Below are 15539 nucleotides of genomic sequence, written 5' to 3'. Positions count from 1 at the left end.
TAATGAATGAATTTAGGTCACTACCACGTCTAGACCGAGACGACGCCGTCGCCGTTTCTTCAGCGATGATCAAGACTTCAATAGAGCGTTGTTCAGAGCTCGTTGATATTTTTCACCCAAAACAGTATCCTCCGCCATTGGGCGGATTAATGGTTCCTCCTAAAGAGATAGAGGAGTTGCGAGAAAATTTACTCAAGCTAGCAAATGAGTATGGATTTCCAAAAAGAAGTAAATTAAAAAATGTTTCCTTCTCTGAGTTCGATGCGAGGCTAGGAAATACACTTTTCCATACGCTCAGGATCTCCCCAGCCGAAGCCGGCACCGAGGAAGTATGGAACTTTTTATCACTAGCTGTATTTCCTGACCTCAGCAAGTGGAGGTACCAAAACCCCAACCGAAAAGAAGACTATGAGCGGTGGGTTGGTAAGCCCCGCAATACCTTTCGAAAAGCTTGGTGGAGAGCCTACTGCTTCGGTTCCGATCTTAACTTGACTCTAGGTGAAGACGAAGGCGTTGCAATTATGGAGCGTCCAACCTTTGGAATGAATCCAATCATCGCTAAAGCTATCGCGTCAGTTCACTATGAGCACAGCTCTAAAATAGACTCTTCCAAAAGTGATGTCCTCCGAAGGGTAATGGTTCAGTTAGGAAAGCTCAGCAGCATTATGCATTTTGATGTGCTTTCCCCAGAGCAAACGACTACCCTGGTGCGAGAGGTATATGACGATACGCTCGACTCATTGCTCTCAACTGAATAGTTTTCGAGGAGTTTATTTCTTCAATGTCCAAAAGGTTATCTGTCGCCCCTTCCGCACGGCGATTGACCACTTCGCTTCGCGATATCGGCTATAGCTTTGAATCAGCGGTAGCCGATATCGTTGACAACTCGATCGCTGCTGGTGCGACAACTATTGACATTCAGATAGCCTTCCAAGGTCGAGATTCATATGTCATCATCGTTGATAACGGCAATGGCATGGACACGGATCGGATTAACGAAGCGATGCGATTCGGTAGCCGTAGATCTTACAAGGAACAAGAGTTAGGCCGGTATGGTCTAGGTCTAAAGACCGCTTCGCTTTCTCAATGTCGCCGTTTGGAAGTTATTAGCAAGAGTCGGAATGTCCCTCTTGAAGCTCGTACCTTAGATCTGGATTTCATTCAGAACATCGATTCTTGGGTCACGCTAGACCACAGTGATGAAAAAGAAGTCCAGGAATTATTTGATCAAACCGGTGGATGTGCTGGAACCATCGTCGTGTGGAAAAAACTTGATCGGCTGCTACCGGCAAAGTCTCCTGATAGTGGTTGGGCAAGGCGGCGTATTGAAGGCTTAGGCCCCAAATTGAGTGGATATCTATCCATGGTGTTCCACCGATTTCTCAGCGGCGAAGCTTATACCAAGGTCTCTATTTGCGTAAATGGTGAAGAACTAGAGCCATGGGACCCGTTCGCCCGAAACGAACCTAAAACACAGATGCTTGACGTCGATGAATTCGAAGTTGAGCACGGAGATGCATCGGGAACCGTAACTCTGAAGAGATATCTTCTCCCCCAAAGAGACGAGTTTAGTTCCCGCCCTGCTTTCGATAAAGCATCTGGGATTGACAAATGGAATAAGCAACAAGGCCTGTATATTTACCGGGCAGATAGGCTGGTTCAATGGGGCGGTTGGTCAAAAATACGGACCATTGACGAGCATACGAAACTCGCTAGAGCTTCTCTTGACTTCAATACCCGCCTTGATGATGCGTTTAATATCAACGTAGCAAAAATGCGTGTTAGTTTACCCAGTCAGTTGCGGAAGATGATTTCTCGGCCTGTAAACGAACTGTGCATTGCAGCTGATGCTGCATATAGGCGAGCAAACGCCAAGAAATCTTCGACAAAAGATACCCCAGACGATGTTCCCTCAAGTTTTTGGGGAAGCGATTCGGGTGAGGCTATTGGTCTTGCTTTAAGAACTGCAGCGGCTAGGACTGGGAACTTCGATGCGCTAGAAGCGATCTCAACTCTTCTCAAGGAAGAAATGCCAGATTTAGCTCGTCATTTGGGGTTTGATTAAAACAATGCCGCCGGTGCGGAGGCTTCTTCCGCACTAGCAAAATGACACCACTGCTGTAGTGGACAAAGACTGCAGCGCGGTCCTTCGCTCAAACAAACAGTTCGACTGAGCTCAAATAATGCTAGATGCGCTTTCTGTGCGTTTTCATTTAAGCCCAGAATCCGAGCAATACTGATTCGACCATCGGACTGCTTGTTTCTCGATTCGGTATCTTCTCCCTGAAAGCGAGAAGTAACTCGTAACACGCCCTTCGCAACGATTACTGGCTCTTCGCTTCGGTCTGCAATACGAATCTCAGGTGCGGAAAGCTCAAGAACGCGACGAAGACCAGTATTGATCGTTGGGAACAAATCAGCATCCAAATTCGGACGCCAAAAAGCTTCAGGATTCTGATTAATCTCTTCGACAGTCTTCAAAAACTTTTCGCGACGCTTCGCAAAACGGTCCCCTTGGAAGACTCCCAAGACTGTATTAACAGTTCCATCAGGAACATTAGACTCTGGCGTGGGACCTTCGAGAGCGTTTATTAGCGGCCACAGCATTCGGGTCTGCTCCAGCGTTGTTCGCTCCATAAAAATTTCGCACACCAAAATTTGCCAGCGATCCCCGTCTCGTAGCCAAGGACTGGTTAAATCACCGCTAGCGCGATCGATATACCAACCCGCCAGGGCCGCAGAAGTTGTCCTAGAATCGAATCTCTTCTTTTCCTGTAGCTCCAAAGCTGAAAGCACACTTTGGCCGATATTCTCGCCAAGTCTAACTGGAACAGCATTGCCAATCTGTTTAAAAGCCGCACTGGGTGGGCCGCTAAAACGAAAATCATCGGGAAATGTTTGAAGTCGTGCAGCTTCGCGGATCGTCAAAGTACGAGCCTGGCGTGGATGGATGAAACCATAGCCATCCTTAGCGATGTGCGCAGTGATAGTACGGGACAGATCGTTTTCATCGAGCCGTTTGTACTTATCATTAAAGATATCGCTTCGATACCTGCGTAAGTGCTCCGGCAAATCGGAGTACTTTGTATCGGAAGTCATCATCTCGAAAGCGACACGGTCGTCTTCTCTCACAGGCCGAGTGATGTGATCATAAAGTCGATCTGATTGTTCTGTAGGCACTCCTTTACGGATGTACTTTTGAAATTCAGTCCGCGGGCCATCATAAGCTTGCCATCCATCAGCACCACCCTCTGGGCGCCATCCACCATCGACCTCAGGCATGTCACCAATTGCATTCCAGACCGTGACTTTTTTGCTCACTTCCTCAGGCCAAATGAACTGGATTCCATCTCTGAGGCCAACCAAGATATACCTCTGCCGGAATTGAGGTACGCCATAGCGCCAAGTATCGATGACGCGGCTTTCTACCGAATAACCGATGCTCTCTAGTTCCTCGATCATGCTTCGCATGATGAACATTTCATCGTCTAACGCCATGTCTGGGACGTTTTCCAAAATGACTGCACGCGGACGGGCAAGCTGCGCAACTTCTAAGTATGCGCGCCAAAGGTCGCGCCGTTGGTCGTGCGGATCTCTGAGACCTTGCTCTACCAAATACCGGATACCATTCCGTCCCGCTTTAGAGAAAGGCTGACATGGTGGGCCACCAGCAAGAACATCGATGTCGCAGTTTTTCATCAAGTTTGCAACTTTTTCCACATTCTCAGGAGTCGAGAGGTCCCAAGCCGCAGAAATCCCGGGAAATCGCGCAGCATGAGTCTGAACGGCATAGTCGTAATGATCTACGCCTAATACGATTTCGATGCCTGCGTTGGTAAGCCCTTGGCTCAGTCCCCCTGCCCCAGCGAAAAGATCAACCCCGAGAACAGCACCCTGCGATTTCCGCTTTTCAGCGTACTCAATGAGTTCCTCAACCGAGTCACAATGGTCCGCATGGAGAGGCAATTTAACATAAGGGCCTCGTATTTGCTTTACAGCGAACTCATCAACAGGTTTCACGTTGAATAATGTAACTAGGTTGTCTTCTTTTCACTAATTAATCGTTTCCTATACCTGCTGAAACCCGTACGACCAGGGCAAAAGGCTTTTGCGGTTACCCCCGTGCATCTTAGCTCTCAGAATTCAATCAGCGCATTTAGTCGCTAAGGCAATTTCTGCCAGCAGCAAGGTCACCCCAGGCTAGAAGACATGCGCGAGTGAGTAGTAACCAATCCGAAACCGCCCTATTCCTATGGCTAAGAACCATGCCAAAGGCGCTGTACGCTGCTGGTCGGACCGTCGCTTAGCACGCGTGATTGAATAATTGGGCTGCACTTCACCCGTCAATAGTGATACATTTCCTTTAAGTGATTCGGACCACAGCCACCTAAGGAAGTGTCATGAGCCAATCAAATAACCACAACGGCGCAACATCCGCCGAAGGCCAACAGACACACAACTCTGAGCCACAAGCCAAAGTAAAGTGGACCCTCGTAGGTCCGGGTTTGGTCGCCGCAGCCACCGGCGTCGGTGCCGCTGACCTAGTGGCAACCATGATTGCCGGCCAGCGCTACGGTTACGCACTGTTGTGGGCCGTCATCGTCGGTACGATTATGAAAATCGTGCTGGTGGAAGGCGTCGGCCGCTATAGCTTGGCCACTGGAAACACCATGTTCCACGGCTGGCGGGAGCTAGGACGCTGGACCTCGTGGTACTTCGCGCCCTACATCGTCATCTGGGGATTGGTATATGGCGCAGCGGCCATGTCCGGCACCGGCTTGGCATTAAGCGCGCTCTTCCCCGGTACTAGCTTGACCATGTGGGCCATCCTAACCGGCGTATTGTGCTTTGCGCTTACGTGGTTGGGTCAATACCAGCTCTTTGAAAAACTTGCCGCCATCTTGGTTGGCATCATGTTCGTCACCGTGGTGGGCATCGCCGCAATTACAGCGCCTAATTTGCCAGAGATTCTGCGCGGACTCGTCCCCACCATCCCGGATGGTTCTTTCGTCTACGTGCTCTCCATCGCCGGCGGTGTCGGTGGCACCATTACCCTTGCTGCCTACGGTTACTGGCTGCGTGAGAAGAAATGGTTCACGCCCAAGTGGATGAAGGTCATGCGCATGGATAACTCGGTGGCTTATGCCGTCACCGGTATCTTCGTCCTGGCTACGCTGGTCCTTGGTGCCGAGCTTTTGTACAGCGCTAATGTCGCTGTCTCCGATAATGACCAGGGCTTGGTGGACATGGCGGACGTGCTGGAGGCTCGCTACGGAACCTTTATTTCTAAGTGGTTCATCGTCGGCTTCTTCTCTGCCGCATTCTCTTCCTGCTTGGGCGTGTGGAACGGTGTGTCCCTCATGTTCGCGGACTACGTTGGCCACCTGAAGAACCTCCCACAAGGCCACCCCAGCACCAGCACGGGCGGTAAGTACTACCGCGCTTACCTCATCTGGTTGACCTTCCCGCCAATGCTGCTCCTGCTGCTGGGCAAGCCCACCGGGTTGATCATTGGCTACGGCGTCTTGGGCGCATTTTTCATGCCCTTCCTGGGACTTACGCTCTTGGTACTGCTTAATACCAAGCACACCCCGAAGGAATGGCGCAATGGCTGGTTCATCAACACCCTGATGGGCATCATTTCCGCGGCCTTTGTCTACCTGTGCGTGTCTCAGGTCGCAGGGCTCTTCTAGCCTTGTTGCTCGTAGTCTTCAAGGTACGCGCCGATTACCCTTAAACTCTCGACCTAGTGAAGCGGGATGCGCCGACACAGAGCATTTTCCGTTAACTATTTTTCGGCATGCGCTTTACTTCCACCGTGGACTCCTCGCGGGGTTCGCGGCCGAAGAGCCAGGCGATGATGCCGAAAATGGCAATGGCACCGCAGACGGTGAAGGCTGTGGGGAAGCCATAGACATCGGCAAGCAGCCCAATGAGCATGGGGCCCACGATCTGGCCGAAGTCTCCTGCCATCTGGAAGGCGGACAATACCTTGCCGCCGGAGCGCTCGTTGCCCACGATGTCTGCCACCGCGGCGGTCTGGGAAGGATTGATTAGGCCCGATGCTGCACCCGCAAGGGCGGATACGAGCAATAGGAACCACACACTGGTGGCCAGTCCCATGAGCACCATGAAGATGGCGGAGCCGACCAAGCCAATCAAGATAAGCGGCTTGCGGCCATGGAGATCGGACCACCGGCCGGAGAACTGGAGAATAATCGCATTGCCTGCGGCGAAGGCCGCGAGAGCCAAGCCCGAGGCTGCGGCGCCATTATGGAAAATCGCGGCGGCGAAAAGCGGCAGGACGGACACGCGCACGCCCATATTGATCCACCCGTGGGCGAAGTTGGAGGTCAGCACCGCGCGGAAGGCAGTATCGCTCCAAGCTTCCTGCAGGCGCATGGGCGGCAGTTCCGAGGTGGTGGTTTGGGAGTGGTTGACCCGCGGCATCTGCCACCAGACAACGAAAGCAGCGAGCATCACGCCGATGCCGTAGATGAAAAATGGCCAGCGGAAGCCCAGGAAGGACAGGCTGGCGCCGAGGACAGGGCCAGCGACATTGCCCAGTAGGAATGCCGTGGCGTAGGTGGCAGAGCACTTACCGCGAATCGACGGTGGAGACAGGCGCACGATAAGGCCCATCGCGGAGACGGTAAACATGGTCGAGCCCAGCCCCGCCAATGCGCGCAACACCACAATGTGCCAATACTCTTGGGCAATGGCAACCAAACCCGTGGTCACGGCCACGGTCATCAGGCCCACCAGGTAGACGCGGCGCGAGCCGACGCGGTCCACCAACGAACCAGACACGGGCGCGAAGATCAGCCGGGAGGCGGCGAAGATGGAGACCACCAGGCCGGCGGCGGCCATCGAAACATCGAAGCTGACCACGAACTGCGGCAAAAGCGGTGCGATAAGGCCATAACCTAAGGCGATAATGAACGCCGCCGTTACCATTACCCAGATTTCCCGCGGCACCTTGGGCTTTTCGTAGGGCGCCGGTTCGGCATTAGCACTCTTCATAGCACGTGCAACCTTATGCCTTTGAAGGTCTGAAAGCTATTTAAGCTACTTTTCGAACATGTGTTTGTATTGTTCGAACTCGTGTCGGCCCTGCGGTTTAGAGTGAGCGCCATGCACAACGTAGATAAGAACTTTTCGCACACAGTACCCAGCCAACCCAGCGCCACGGCGACGGAAATCGCCGCCAACTTGGCCTATCACCACTATGAGACGGTCAGCTCAATTTCCGCCATCATGCACCACCCGCGGTCCTTGGCTCGTCCCACCCCGACGTGGCGCCCGCCCATCAAGCAGTTGCCAGCCACGCCAGGCGGCGCGGACTACAGCATGAGCATTACCCGCCACCGCGTGGGAGCACGAGTGAAGGCACGGATCCGCGGGTTCGGCGAAAGCCGCATCCCCGCCTACCTCATCACCATTCGGATCACCGATAACTTTGGGCAGATAGTCGATCCCGCCACGGCGGAAGGATGGGTGCGCACGCTTGTCCCCGCCGAGTTAGCTGGCGCCGTCCACGAGATCTCTCGCGGACCCAATGCCACCTACGTGTGGCTGGTGGATAGCGCCTTTAAGCCCGTACGCTCGCCGGAATCCCTTTTCGCGGGATTCCAGCAAGCGGCTTAGGGGCTTAGTTGTTGTCGCCCTCGTCGTCAGCGTCAGCGTCGTCGTCTTCGGTGAAGGTGTCGAAGAACTCAAGGTCCTCGTCATCGTCATCATCGGTATCTTCGCCGAAGATGTCGTAGACGTCTGGTTCCTCAAAGTCGTCCTCATCAAAGTTGACGAGCTGGGCCTCCCAATCAAGGGCCTGTTCCGAGACCAATCCGAGCACGTCAAAGAGGCGGTCGAAATCGGTGTAGGTGCCCAGTTCCAGGGCCTCAGCGGGGACTTCCACGATGGGGATGTCATCAGAATCGGTGTTGCCAAAGAGGGCAAGGCGCTCGTTCTCATCGAGGTCCTCGCCTTCCTCGTCCACCTGCCACAGCTCCGTGACGGCCTCATCCTCGAGCTCTTCCATGTCTTCTTCATCGAAGTCGAAGGCCAAGAAGCGCACGATGGCAGAGGGCACACCGTCGATGGTTTCTACCAATACGCGCAGCTCTGAATCGTTGCCTACTTCCGCGACCACCAGGTGCGGGTTGAGTTCATCCTGGTCAAACTCCAATTCCGCGATGCGCTCATCGGTGCCTTCCAAGAGGTCCCGCAAGACGGTGACAACCTGGTCGGTGGCGATGTGGCGGGAAACAGCTTCTACGGCGTCGTCGACGGAAAAGGCGACGGAGACCAGGACGGCCTCGAATTCTTCATCGTCTTCATCCACATCCGCGGCAGCGATGTACACGTTGGCCGCCGGCAAGAGAGGATCGATTTCAACAAACTGGATTTCCAAATCAGAGGTGATTGGAACGAACATGACGTCTTCGTTGACGCGGGACTCGATGCCCTCGGCGTCCAATGCGGAAGCGATATCTTCGAAAAAGCTCATGGTGGTGAAAAATCCATCCTTCGGAAGCAGAGGTCCCCGCGGTAGGCAAGACGCCGGCCGCGGTCACTCTGGAGTCTACCGCTAATCCCTCCTGTGTGGTTGGAAACCAAGGGAGCGCACGAGCTCTGGGCGCCCACTTCCCCACTCCACCATGTGGTAATCCTCCCACGCCTTGCGGCGACCGTCATTGGGGGCGTGCACGATATAGGCCTGTTCATCAAAGATCATGGTCGCGCGATCGCCGCCGTCATAGCGCGGCCACTGCAGCTTCGGGCTGCCGCCATGGATGAACGCGGCCCAGTGATCTTGCATGGTGGAAGTCAATTCCTCCATCTCAGCGCGCGAGCCCCAGCCGGTTAACAGGGAGGCGCGCGAGGATTGGGGATCGCCAAAGACATTGCCCAACTCCATCGAGTGCATGGCACCTAAGCCCAGCCACTTCAAGACGGCAGAGGCGAAGTCGAAGCGGTACATCCAGGTATCGGCCACTTCAGAGTGGGCGCTGGCGATGCGGGTGGAGGGTGCCCAGAAGAGGGCATCGGCAAGCAAGTGCGCAAAATCCTCCCTGCGGACCGCACCGCGGTAGGCGGCGACGACCTCGGGGGCGTGGTGGGGATCGTAGGAGGCCAATAGCCGCAGGGCGGCGCGCTCTCGGGCGCTTTGGCGCTGAAAGAGGAATTTGCCAAAGCTGGCTTCGTCCGAATTCGTGCCTATCAGCAGCGGGATTTTGTGCTGGTGGCCCTGCTCAAAGGCGGTGATGGGGTGCTCGGGCAGAAGCTCGCCGTCCACCGTGGGCGCGTAGCAGGAGTTTAAGTGCAGTAGCTCGCCGGCGCGCCACATCATGGATTGGCCGGAGCGCACCACATCCGCGCAGTCTTCCTGGCGCAGGTCATCTACGCTAACCCGGCGCGGCAGGCCCACCCGGCGCGCAAGTTCGCGGGCCCACAAGGTGGATTGGGCGCGGGAGTGCACCAGCGCGATGGGTGGGGATTGGGCAATGGCGCGGTGGAAGAGCCCCTCGGCCGTCGGGCTGGTCATGAGCGCCAGCACCGCGGCACCGCCGGCGGATTCGCCCATGAGGGTGACCGAGTCTGGGTCGCCGCCAAAGGCAGCGATATTGTCGCGGACCCAGTTAAGGGCCAGAATCTGATCCGCCACGGCGGGGTTGGCGCTGCACTCGCCGCCGAGGCTGCGCAGATCGAGATATCCCAGGGCGTTGAGGCGGAAGTTGATGGATACGTAGACCACGTTCATGCGGGTGGCGAGCTCAAACCCGCGCAGCATGAGCATGTGGGACGAGCCCATGATGAAGCTGCCGCCGTGCAGATACACCACGACGGGCAGCTTTTCCTCTGTGCGGGGGCGCACGATGTCGAGGTACAGGCAATCCTCGGAGCCGACGATGCGGTCGGTCCAGGAGTATGTGGGCTGTGGGGCGATCGGCCCGAATTGGCTGCAATCGCGCACGCCGTTCCAGCGAGGTGCCGGGCGCGGGGCGCGGAAGCGGTTCTCGCCGGCCGTGGAGGCGCCGAAGGGAATGCCGCGCCACGTGCGCACTGGCCCGGCGCTAATGGGGCGATCTACTCGCAGGTCTTCTTCGATGACCCCGCGTACCCAGCCGGAGGTCGTGCGCACGGTGAGTTCATCCGCGTAGGCATTTTGTGCCTGTTCGTGGGCCTTACGGGCGCGCTCGTGTGCGCGCATGGCCCGCAAGCGCGCGGCAGCGGTGGACTCTTCGGAATAAAAGTCCCCAGTGTCACGTTGATTTTCCTGCGGGTAAGGCATACTCCCTACCTTAGGTAGGTTGCACGCCGGTGGCGATCCGAATCGCACATGCGCGCCCACCTTATTTCAAGGTCAGGGCTATGCTAGGTAAAAATTCAATTAATACCATTGCCCCAACGAACTTAAGGATTGGTGTGGGAAAAGGCATGTCCATATTTAAAAAGTCCACCCCGGATAAAGCAGCTAGCGACACGTATGACATCGATCCGGAGCACAGCGGGCGGTTTACTAGGGCGCTGCTGAGCTCCCTGGACCGCGCGGTATCCGTGCAATCTGGTGTTATTTCCAAATACGTCAAGAACCTAAAGAAGCACCACCCGGATGCCACTGACCAGGAGTTGCAGGGCTTTATTAACAAGCACTTCATCAATATCACTACTGGCACGGGCGCGGCCGCCGGTGCCTCCGCATCCGTGCCCGGCATCGGGCTCTTTACGGGTGCGGCCACCATCGGTGCGGAATCCGTGGTCTTTCTTGAAGCCGCCGCGTGGTACATCCTGGCGTCAGCGTACTTGCGCGGCGATGACATCTCCTCGCCCGAGCGCCGCCGCGCCCTAGTGCTGGTGGTATTGACGGGCTCGAAGGGCTCTGCGGTGGTCGATACCTTTGTCGGTGACCTCGGCACGGTCACGGGGGCGCGTTCCGTGGCCTCCCTCTCCCGCTTTTCCGGGCCCACGCTATCTGGCATCAATGGCCGGTTGACCAAGGTATTTACCAAGCAGATCACCAAGCGCATGAAGTGGGCCTGGGTGGGCAAACTCATGCCCATGGGTATCGGGGCGGTCATTGGCACGAAGGCCAATCGCAAGCTGGCCAATCAGGTCATCGAACACGCCCGCCAGCAGCTCTCCCCTCTTTCCCACACAAAGGCGGGGATTCGATGATCGTTTAGAGCGAATTCGCTACCCCTAACATAGTGAAGGTGAGGGATTGGCCCGTATCATATAGGCAGACACTTTGGCGGGTGAGATATGCGCTCGTGCAAAGTCCGAACTAAAGTCGAATAAACGACCATTTTAAAGCAGAGAAATGAGGCGAATACCTGCCGTGAGCACATCGAGCATCTTCGGCCCGAATGCGTGGCTGATAGACGAGCAATTCCAGCAGTACTCCAAGGATCCTAGCTCCGTAGACAAGGAGTGGCGCGACTATTTCGAAGCAAACGGCGCGCCCAAGGCGCAGCCAGAAGCTGAGGCTCCTTCTCAAGCATCTAAGCCACAGCCACAGAAGGCGCAGGCAGAGTCTAAGTCCTCGGCCAAGAAGACCGAAGGCACTACCACCGCCCGCAAGCAAGAGGCGCGCGATACCAACGTGAAAGAGTCTGTATCTAAGGCCAAGGAAAAGTCCGCGAAGGCTAAGCATTCTGCGGGCAAGAATGCGCAGTCTCCGCTGGATAACCTAGAAGATTATAAGGGCGGCGACGAGCGCCAGCTCAAGGGCATGTTCAAGGCGATTGCTAAGAACATGGAAGAATCCCTCGAGATTCCTACCGCTACCACCGTGCGCGATATGCCGGTCAAGCTCATGTGGGAAAACCGTTCCATGATCAATGACCACCTGAAGCGCACCCGCGGTGGCAAGATCTCCTTTACCCACATTATTGGCTACGCCATGGTCAAGGCCGTGCAGCTGCACCCTGGAATGAACGTGCGCTACGAGGAAAAGGACGGCAAGCCCTTCGTCGTCCAGCCCGAGCACATCAACTTGGGCCTGGCAATCGACCTCCCGCAGAAGGATGGCTCCCGCGCCCTCGTGGTCGCCGCCATCAAGGAGTGCGAGACCAAGTCCTTCGCCGAGTTCATTGAGGCTTACGAGGACATCGTTACCCGTTCCCGTAAGAACAAGCTCACCATGGATGACTTCTCTGGGGTCACCATTAACCTGACCAACCCGGGCGGCATCGGCACCCGCCACTCCATTGCCCGCCTGACCAAGGGCGCAGGCTCCATTATCGGCGTTGGTTCCATGGATTACCCGGCAGAGTTCGCCGGCGCCTCCGCTGACCGCCTGGCTGACCTCGGCGTCGGCCGCTTGGTCACCCTGACCTCCACCTATGACCACCGCGTCATCCAAGGTGCAGAGTCCGGCGAGTTCCTGCGCACCATCGGCCAGCTCATTGTTGATGACGCCTTCTGGGACGAGCTCTTCGAGTCCATGGGCGTTCCTTATGAGCCCTTCCGTTGGGCACAGGACATCCCCAACTCTGGCGTGGACAAGAACACCCGCGTCATGCAGCTCATCGAGTCCTACCGCTCCCGCGGGCACTTGCTTGCCGATGTCAACCCGCTCGGCTGGTCCCAGCCCGGCCTGCCTAGCCCGGATCACCGCGACCTCGACATCGCTACGCACGGCCTGACCATCTGGGACCTGGACCGCGTCTTCAACGTCGGCGGCTTCGGTGGCAAGGAACAGATGACCTTGCGCGAGGTACTCTCCCGCCTGCGCGCTGCTTATACCCTGAAGGTCGGTTCCGAATACACCCACATCCTGGACCGCGACGAGCGCAGCTGGATGCAGGACCGCCTCGAGGCCGGCATGCCAAAGCCGACCAATGCCGAGCAAAAGTACATCCTGCAGAAGGTCAACGCCGCCGAGGCATTCGAGAACTTCCTGCAGACCAAGTACGTGGGCCAGAAGCGCTTCTCCCTCGAGGGTGCTGAGACCCTCATCCCGCTGCTGGATTCCATCATCGACACCGCTGCGGGCCAGGGCCTCGACGAGGTCGTCATGGGCATGCCGCACCGCGGCCGCTTGAACGTGCTGTTCAATATCGTCGGCAAGCCGCTGGCGGATATCTTCGGCGAGTTCGACGGCAACTACAAGGGCGGCCAGCTCGGCGGCTCCGGTGACGTGAAGTACCACTTGGGCTCCGAGGGCGAGCACCTGCAGATGTTCGGCGATGGCGAAATCAAGGTCACCCTTGCCGCCAACCCGTCGCACCTCGAGGCCGTCGACCCAGTCATGGAGGGCATCGCCCGCGCCAAGCAGGACATCTTGGACAAGGGCAAGGACGGATACTCGGTCGTTCCCGTCATGCTCCACGGCGATGCGTCCTTCACCGGCCTCGGCGTCGTGCAGGAGACCATCAACCTGTCCCAGCTGCGCGGCTTTACCAACGGCGGTACCGTCCACATCGTGGTCAACAACCAGGTGGGCTTTACCACCACCCCGGATTCCGGCCGCTCCACCCACTACGTCACCGACTTGGCCAAGGGCTTTGACTGCCCGGTCTTCCACGTCAACGGTGATGACCCAGAGGCCGTTGTCTGGGTAGGCCAGATGGCCGCAGAATACCGCCGCCAGTTTGGCAAGGACGTCTTCATTGACCTCGTGGTCTACCGCCTGCGCGGCCACAACGAGGCCGATGACCCATCCATGACCCAGCCGCAGCTGTACTCGGTCATCGAGAACCACGAGCCGGTGCGCGAGCACTACACCAACGAGCTCATCGGCCGTGGCGACCTGTCTGCCGAGGACGCCGAGGCAGCCGCACGCGACTTCCACGACCAGATGGAGTCCGTGTTCACCGAGCACAAGGAAGCCGAGAAGGCCGGCCCGAAGGAACAGACCGGTATTACCTCTTCGCAGGAGCTCACCCGCGGCCTGGATACCTCCATCACCGCAGAAGAGATGGCCGAGCTTGGCGATGCCTACGGCAACCCACCCGAGGACTTCGAGTACCACAAGCGCGTGGCCAAGGTGGCCAAGGACCGTGCGAAGTCTGTCCGCGAAGGCGGCATCGACTGGGGCTGGGGCGAGCTGCTCGCCTTCGGTTCCCTGGCTAACCAGGGCAAAGTCGTGCGCCTGGCCGGCGAGGATTCCCGCCGCGGTACCTTTACCCAGCGCCACGCCGTGACCTTCGATCCCCGCAATAGCAACGAGTACAACCCGCTCAACTCCTTGGCAGTGTCCAAGGACAACGGCGGCAAGTTCATGGTCTACAACTCCGCGCTGACCGAGTTCGCCGGCATGGGCTTCGAATACGGCTACACCGTGGGTAACCCCGACGCCCTTGTGGCATGGGAGGCTCAGTTCGGTGACTTCGCCAACGGTGCCCAGACCATCATCGATGAGTACCTCTCTTCCGGTGAGGCCAAGTGGGGCCAGTTGTCCAGCCTGGTTCTCCTCCTGCCGCACGGCTACGAAGGCCAGGGCCCGGACCACTCCTCCGCCCGCATCGAGCGCTACCTGCAGCTGTGTGCGGAAGGTTCCATGACCGTGGCTCAGCCGTCCACCCCGGCTAACCACTTCCACCTGCTGCGCCGTCAGGCTTTGGGCGAGATGAAGCGCCCGCTGGTCGTCTTCACCCCGAAGTCCATGCTGCGTAACAAGGCCGCCACCTCCTCCGTTGAGGAGTTCACCGAGGTCAAGAAGTTCCGCTCCGTTATCAATGACCCCCACTTCGTGGACGTCAACAACAAGAAGGTCGGCGACACGGACAAGGTCAAGACCATCATGCTGGTCTCCGGCAAGCTCTACTGGGACCTGGAGAAGAAGCGCGAGGCCGACGGCCGCGATGACATCGCCATCGTCCGCGTGGAAATGCTCCACCCGATTCCGTTCAACCGCCTGAGCGAGGCATTCGAGATGTACCCGAACGCCACCCAGGTCCGGTTCGTACAGGATGAGCCCGCCAACCAGGGCCCATGGCCGTTCTACAACGAGCACCTGCGCGACCTCATTCCGGATATGCCGGAAATGGTCCGCGTCTCCCGCCGCGCCCAGTCCTCTACGGCTACGGGTAACGCCAAGGTGCACCAGATTGAGCAAAAGAACCTGCTCGAAGAGGCCTTCGACGTTTAACCACGTGTAACCGCCGAAATGGCGCCTAGCGCGCTGCGGCGCTAAATGCCCCAGTGAGGTTATTTCCTCACTGGGGCATTTTCATGCGTCTTTACCTCCCGCCAGCCACCTACCCGCCCCTCGCGCTCACCGGGAAAGAGTTGGGGCGTCGGCGAGCAACGCCCGTAAGCGCCAAGGGAGAATACGGCAGCTAGGCGCGAAGCCACCCGCCCTTGCCGCTCACGGGGAGGGCAATCGCACGCTGAAGGTCAGCTGCCGGTGAGCGCGAAGGGCGCGGTGCAGGTATCGCAGCCCAGGAAAGGCGCGGCCGACACAACCACACCCCACCTACTCTCCCCTCGCGCTCACCGGGAAAGAGTTGGGGCGTCGGCGAGCAACGCCCGTAAGCGCCAAGGGAGAATACGGCAGCTAGGCGCGAAGCCACCCGCCCTTGCCGCTCACGGGG

Annotated in this window: 10 protein-coding genes; 6 read left to right on the top strand and 4 right to left on the bottom strand. The window is 57.4% G+C overall.

The window, feature by feature from the left end:
- Positions 1-2 precede the first annotated feature (2 nt).
- Both EL217_RS04570 and EL217_RS04565 read left to right on the top strand, forming a co-directional pair.
- The gene (locus EL217_RS04570; RefSeq protein WP_126318770.1) at positions 3-758 is read left to right on the top strand and encodes a DUF6339 family protein; all 756 of its coding nucleotides are present in this window, start codon (positions 3-5) and stop codon (positions 756-758) included.
- A 62-nt stretch (positions 759-820) separates the two neighbouring features.
- Entirely contained in the window at positions 821-2065 is a 1245-nt protein-coding gene (locus tag EL217_RS04565; protein WP_232018393.1) for an ATP-binding protein, read from the top strand.
- Here the strand turns inward: EL217_RS04565 and dcm are convergent.
- A complete protein-coding gene (gene dcm / locus EL217_RS04560) occupies positions 2062-4020 on the bottom strand; it encodes a DNA cytosine methyltransferase (RefSeq protein ID WP_126318766.1) in 1959 nt (652 codons plus the stop codon). The genes EL217_RS04565 and dcm overlap by 4 nt on opposite strands.
- Positions 4021-4400: 380 nt before the next feature.
- On the opposite strand from dcm, the gene EL217_RS04555 reads away from it, so the two are divergent.
- Positions 4401-5693 (top strand): Nramp family divalent metal transporter, encoded by a 1293-nt coding sequence (locus EL217_RS04555; RefSeq protein WP_126318764.1) that lies wholly within the window; start codon positions 4401-4403, stop codon positions 5691-5693.
- Positions 5694-5784: 91 nt separating this feature from the next.
- Here the strand turns inward: EL217_RS04555 and EL217_RS04550 are convergent, their stop codons facing one another.
- Complete coding sequence (locus tag EL217_RS04550) at positions 5785-7023, bottom strand: MFS transporter (protein WP_126318762.1); 1239 nt, start codon at positions 7021-7023, stop codon at positions 5785-5787.
- Positions 7024-7134: 111 nt separating this feature from the next.
- Between EL217_RS04550 and EL217_RS04545 the strand changes: the two genes are divergently transcribed.
- Positions 7135-7647 carry a hypothetical protein gene (locus EL217_RS04545; RefSeq protein WP_126318760.1) on the top strand — a complete coding sequence of 171 codons (513 nt, stop codon included), beginning with the start codon at positions 7135-7137 and terminating at the stop codon, positions 7645-7647.
- Positions 7648-7651: 4 nt separating this feature from the next.
- Here EL217_RS04545 and EL217_RS04540 read toward each other — a convergent pair whose 3' ends face one another.
- A complete protein-coding gene (locus EL217_RS04540) occupies positions 7652-8506 on the bottom strand; it encodes a DNA primase (RefSeq protein ID WP_126318758.1) in 855 nt (284 codons plus the stop codon).
- A gap of 81 nt (positions 8507-8587) precedes the next feature.
- A complete protein-coding gene (locus EL217_RS04535) occupies positions 8588-10291 on the bottom strand; it encodes a carboxylesterase/lipase family protein (RefSeq protein ID WP_126318756.1) in 1704 nt (567 codons plus the stop codon).
- A gap of 146 nt (positions 10292-10437) precedes the next feature.
- On the opposite strand from EL217_RS04535, the gene EL217_RS04530 reads away from it, so the two are divergent.
- The gene (locus EL217_RS04530) at positions 10438-11175 is read left to right on the top strand and encodes a hypothetical protein (RefSeq protein ID WP_050749146.1); all 738 of its coding nucleotides are present in this window, start codon (positions 10438-10440) and stop codon (positions 11173-11175) included.
- A 163-nt stretch (positions 11176-11338) separates the two neighbouring features.
- Positions 11339-15094, top strand: coding sequence for a multifunctional oxoglutarate decarboxylase/oxoglutarate dehydrogenase thiamine pyrophosphate-binding subunit/dihydrolipoyllysine-residue succinyltransferase subunit (locus EL217_RS04525; protein WP_023030954.1), 3756 nt, complete (start codon positions 11339-11341; stop codon positions 15092-15094).
- Positions 15095-15539: the final 445 nt, after the last annotated feature.

It is taken from the genome of Corynebacterium segmentosum (assembly GCF_900637825.1).
In the GTDB taxonomy this organism is placed as follows: Bacteria; Actinomycetota; Actinomycetes; order Mycobacteriales; family Mycobacteriaceae; genus Corynebacterium; species Corynebacterium accolens.
This window is presented reverse-complemented; position numbering and strand designations above follow the sequence as displayed.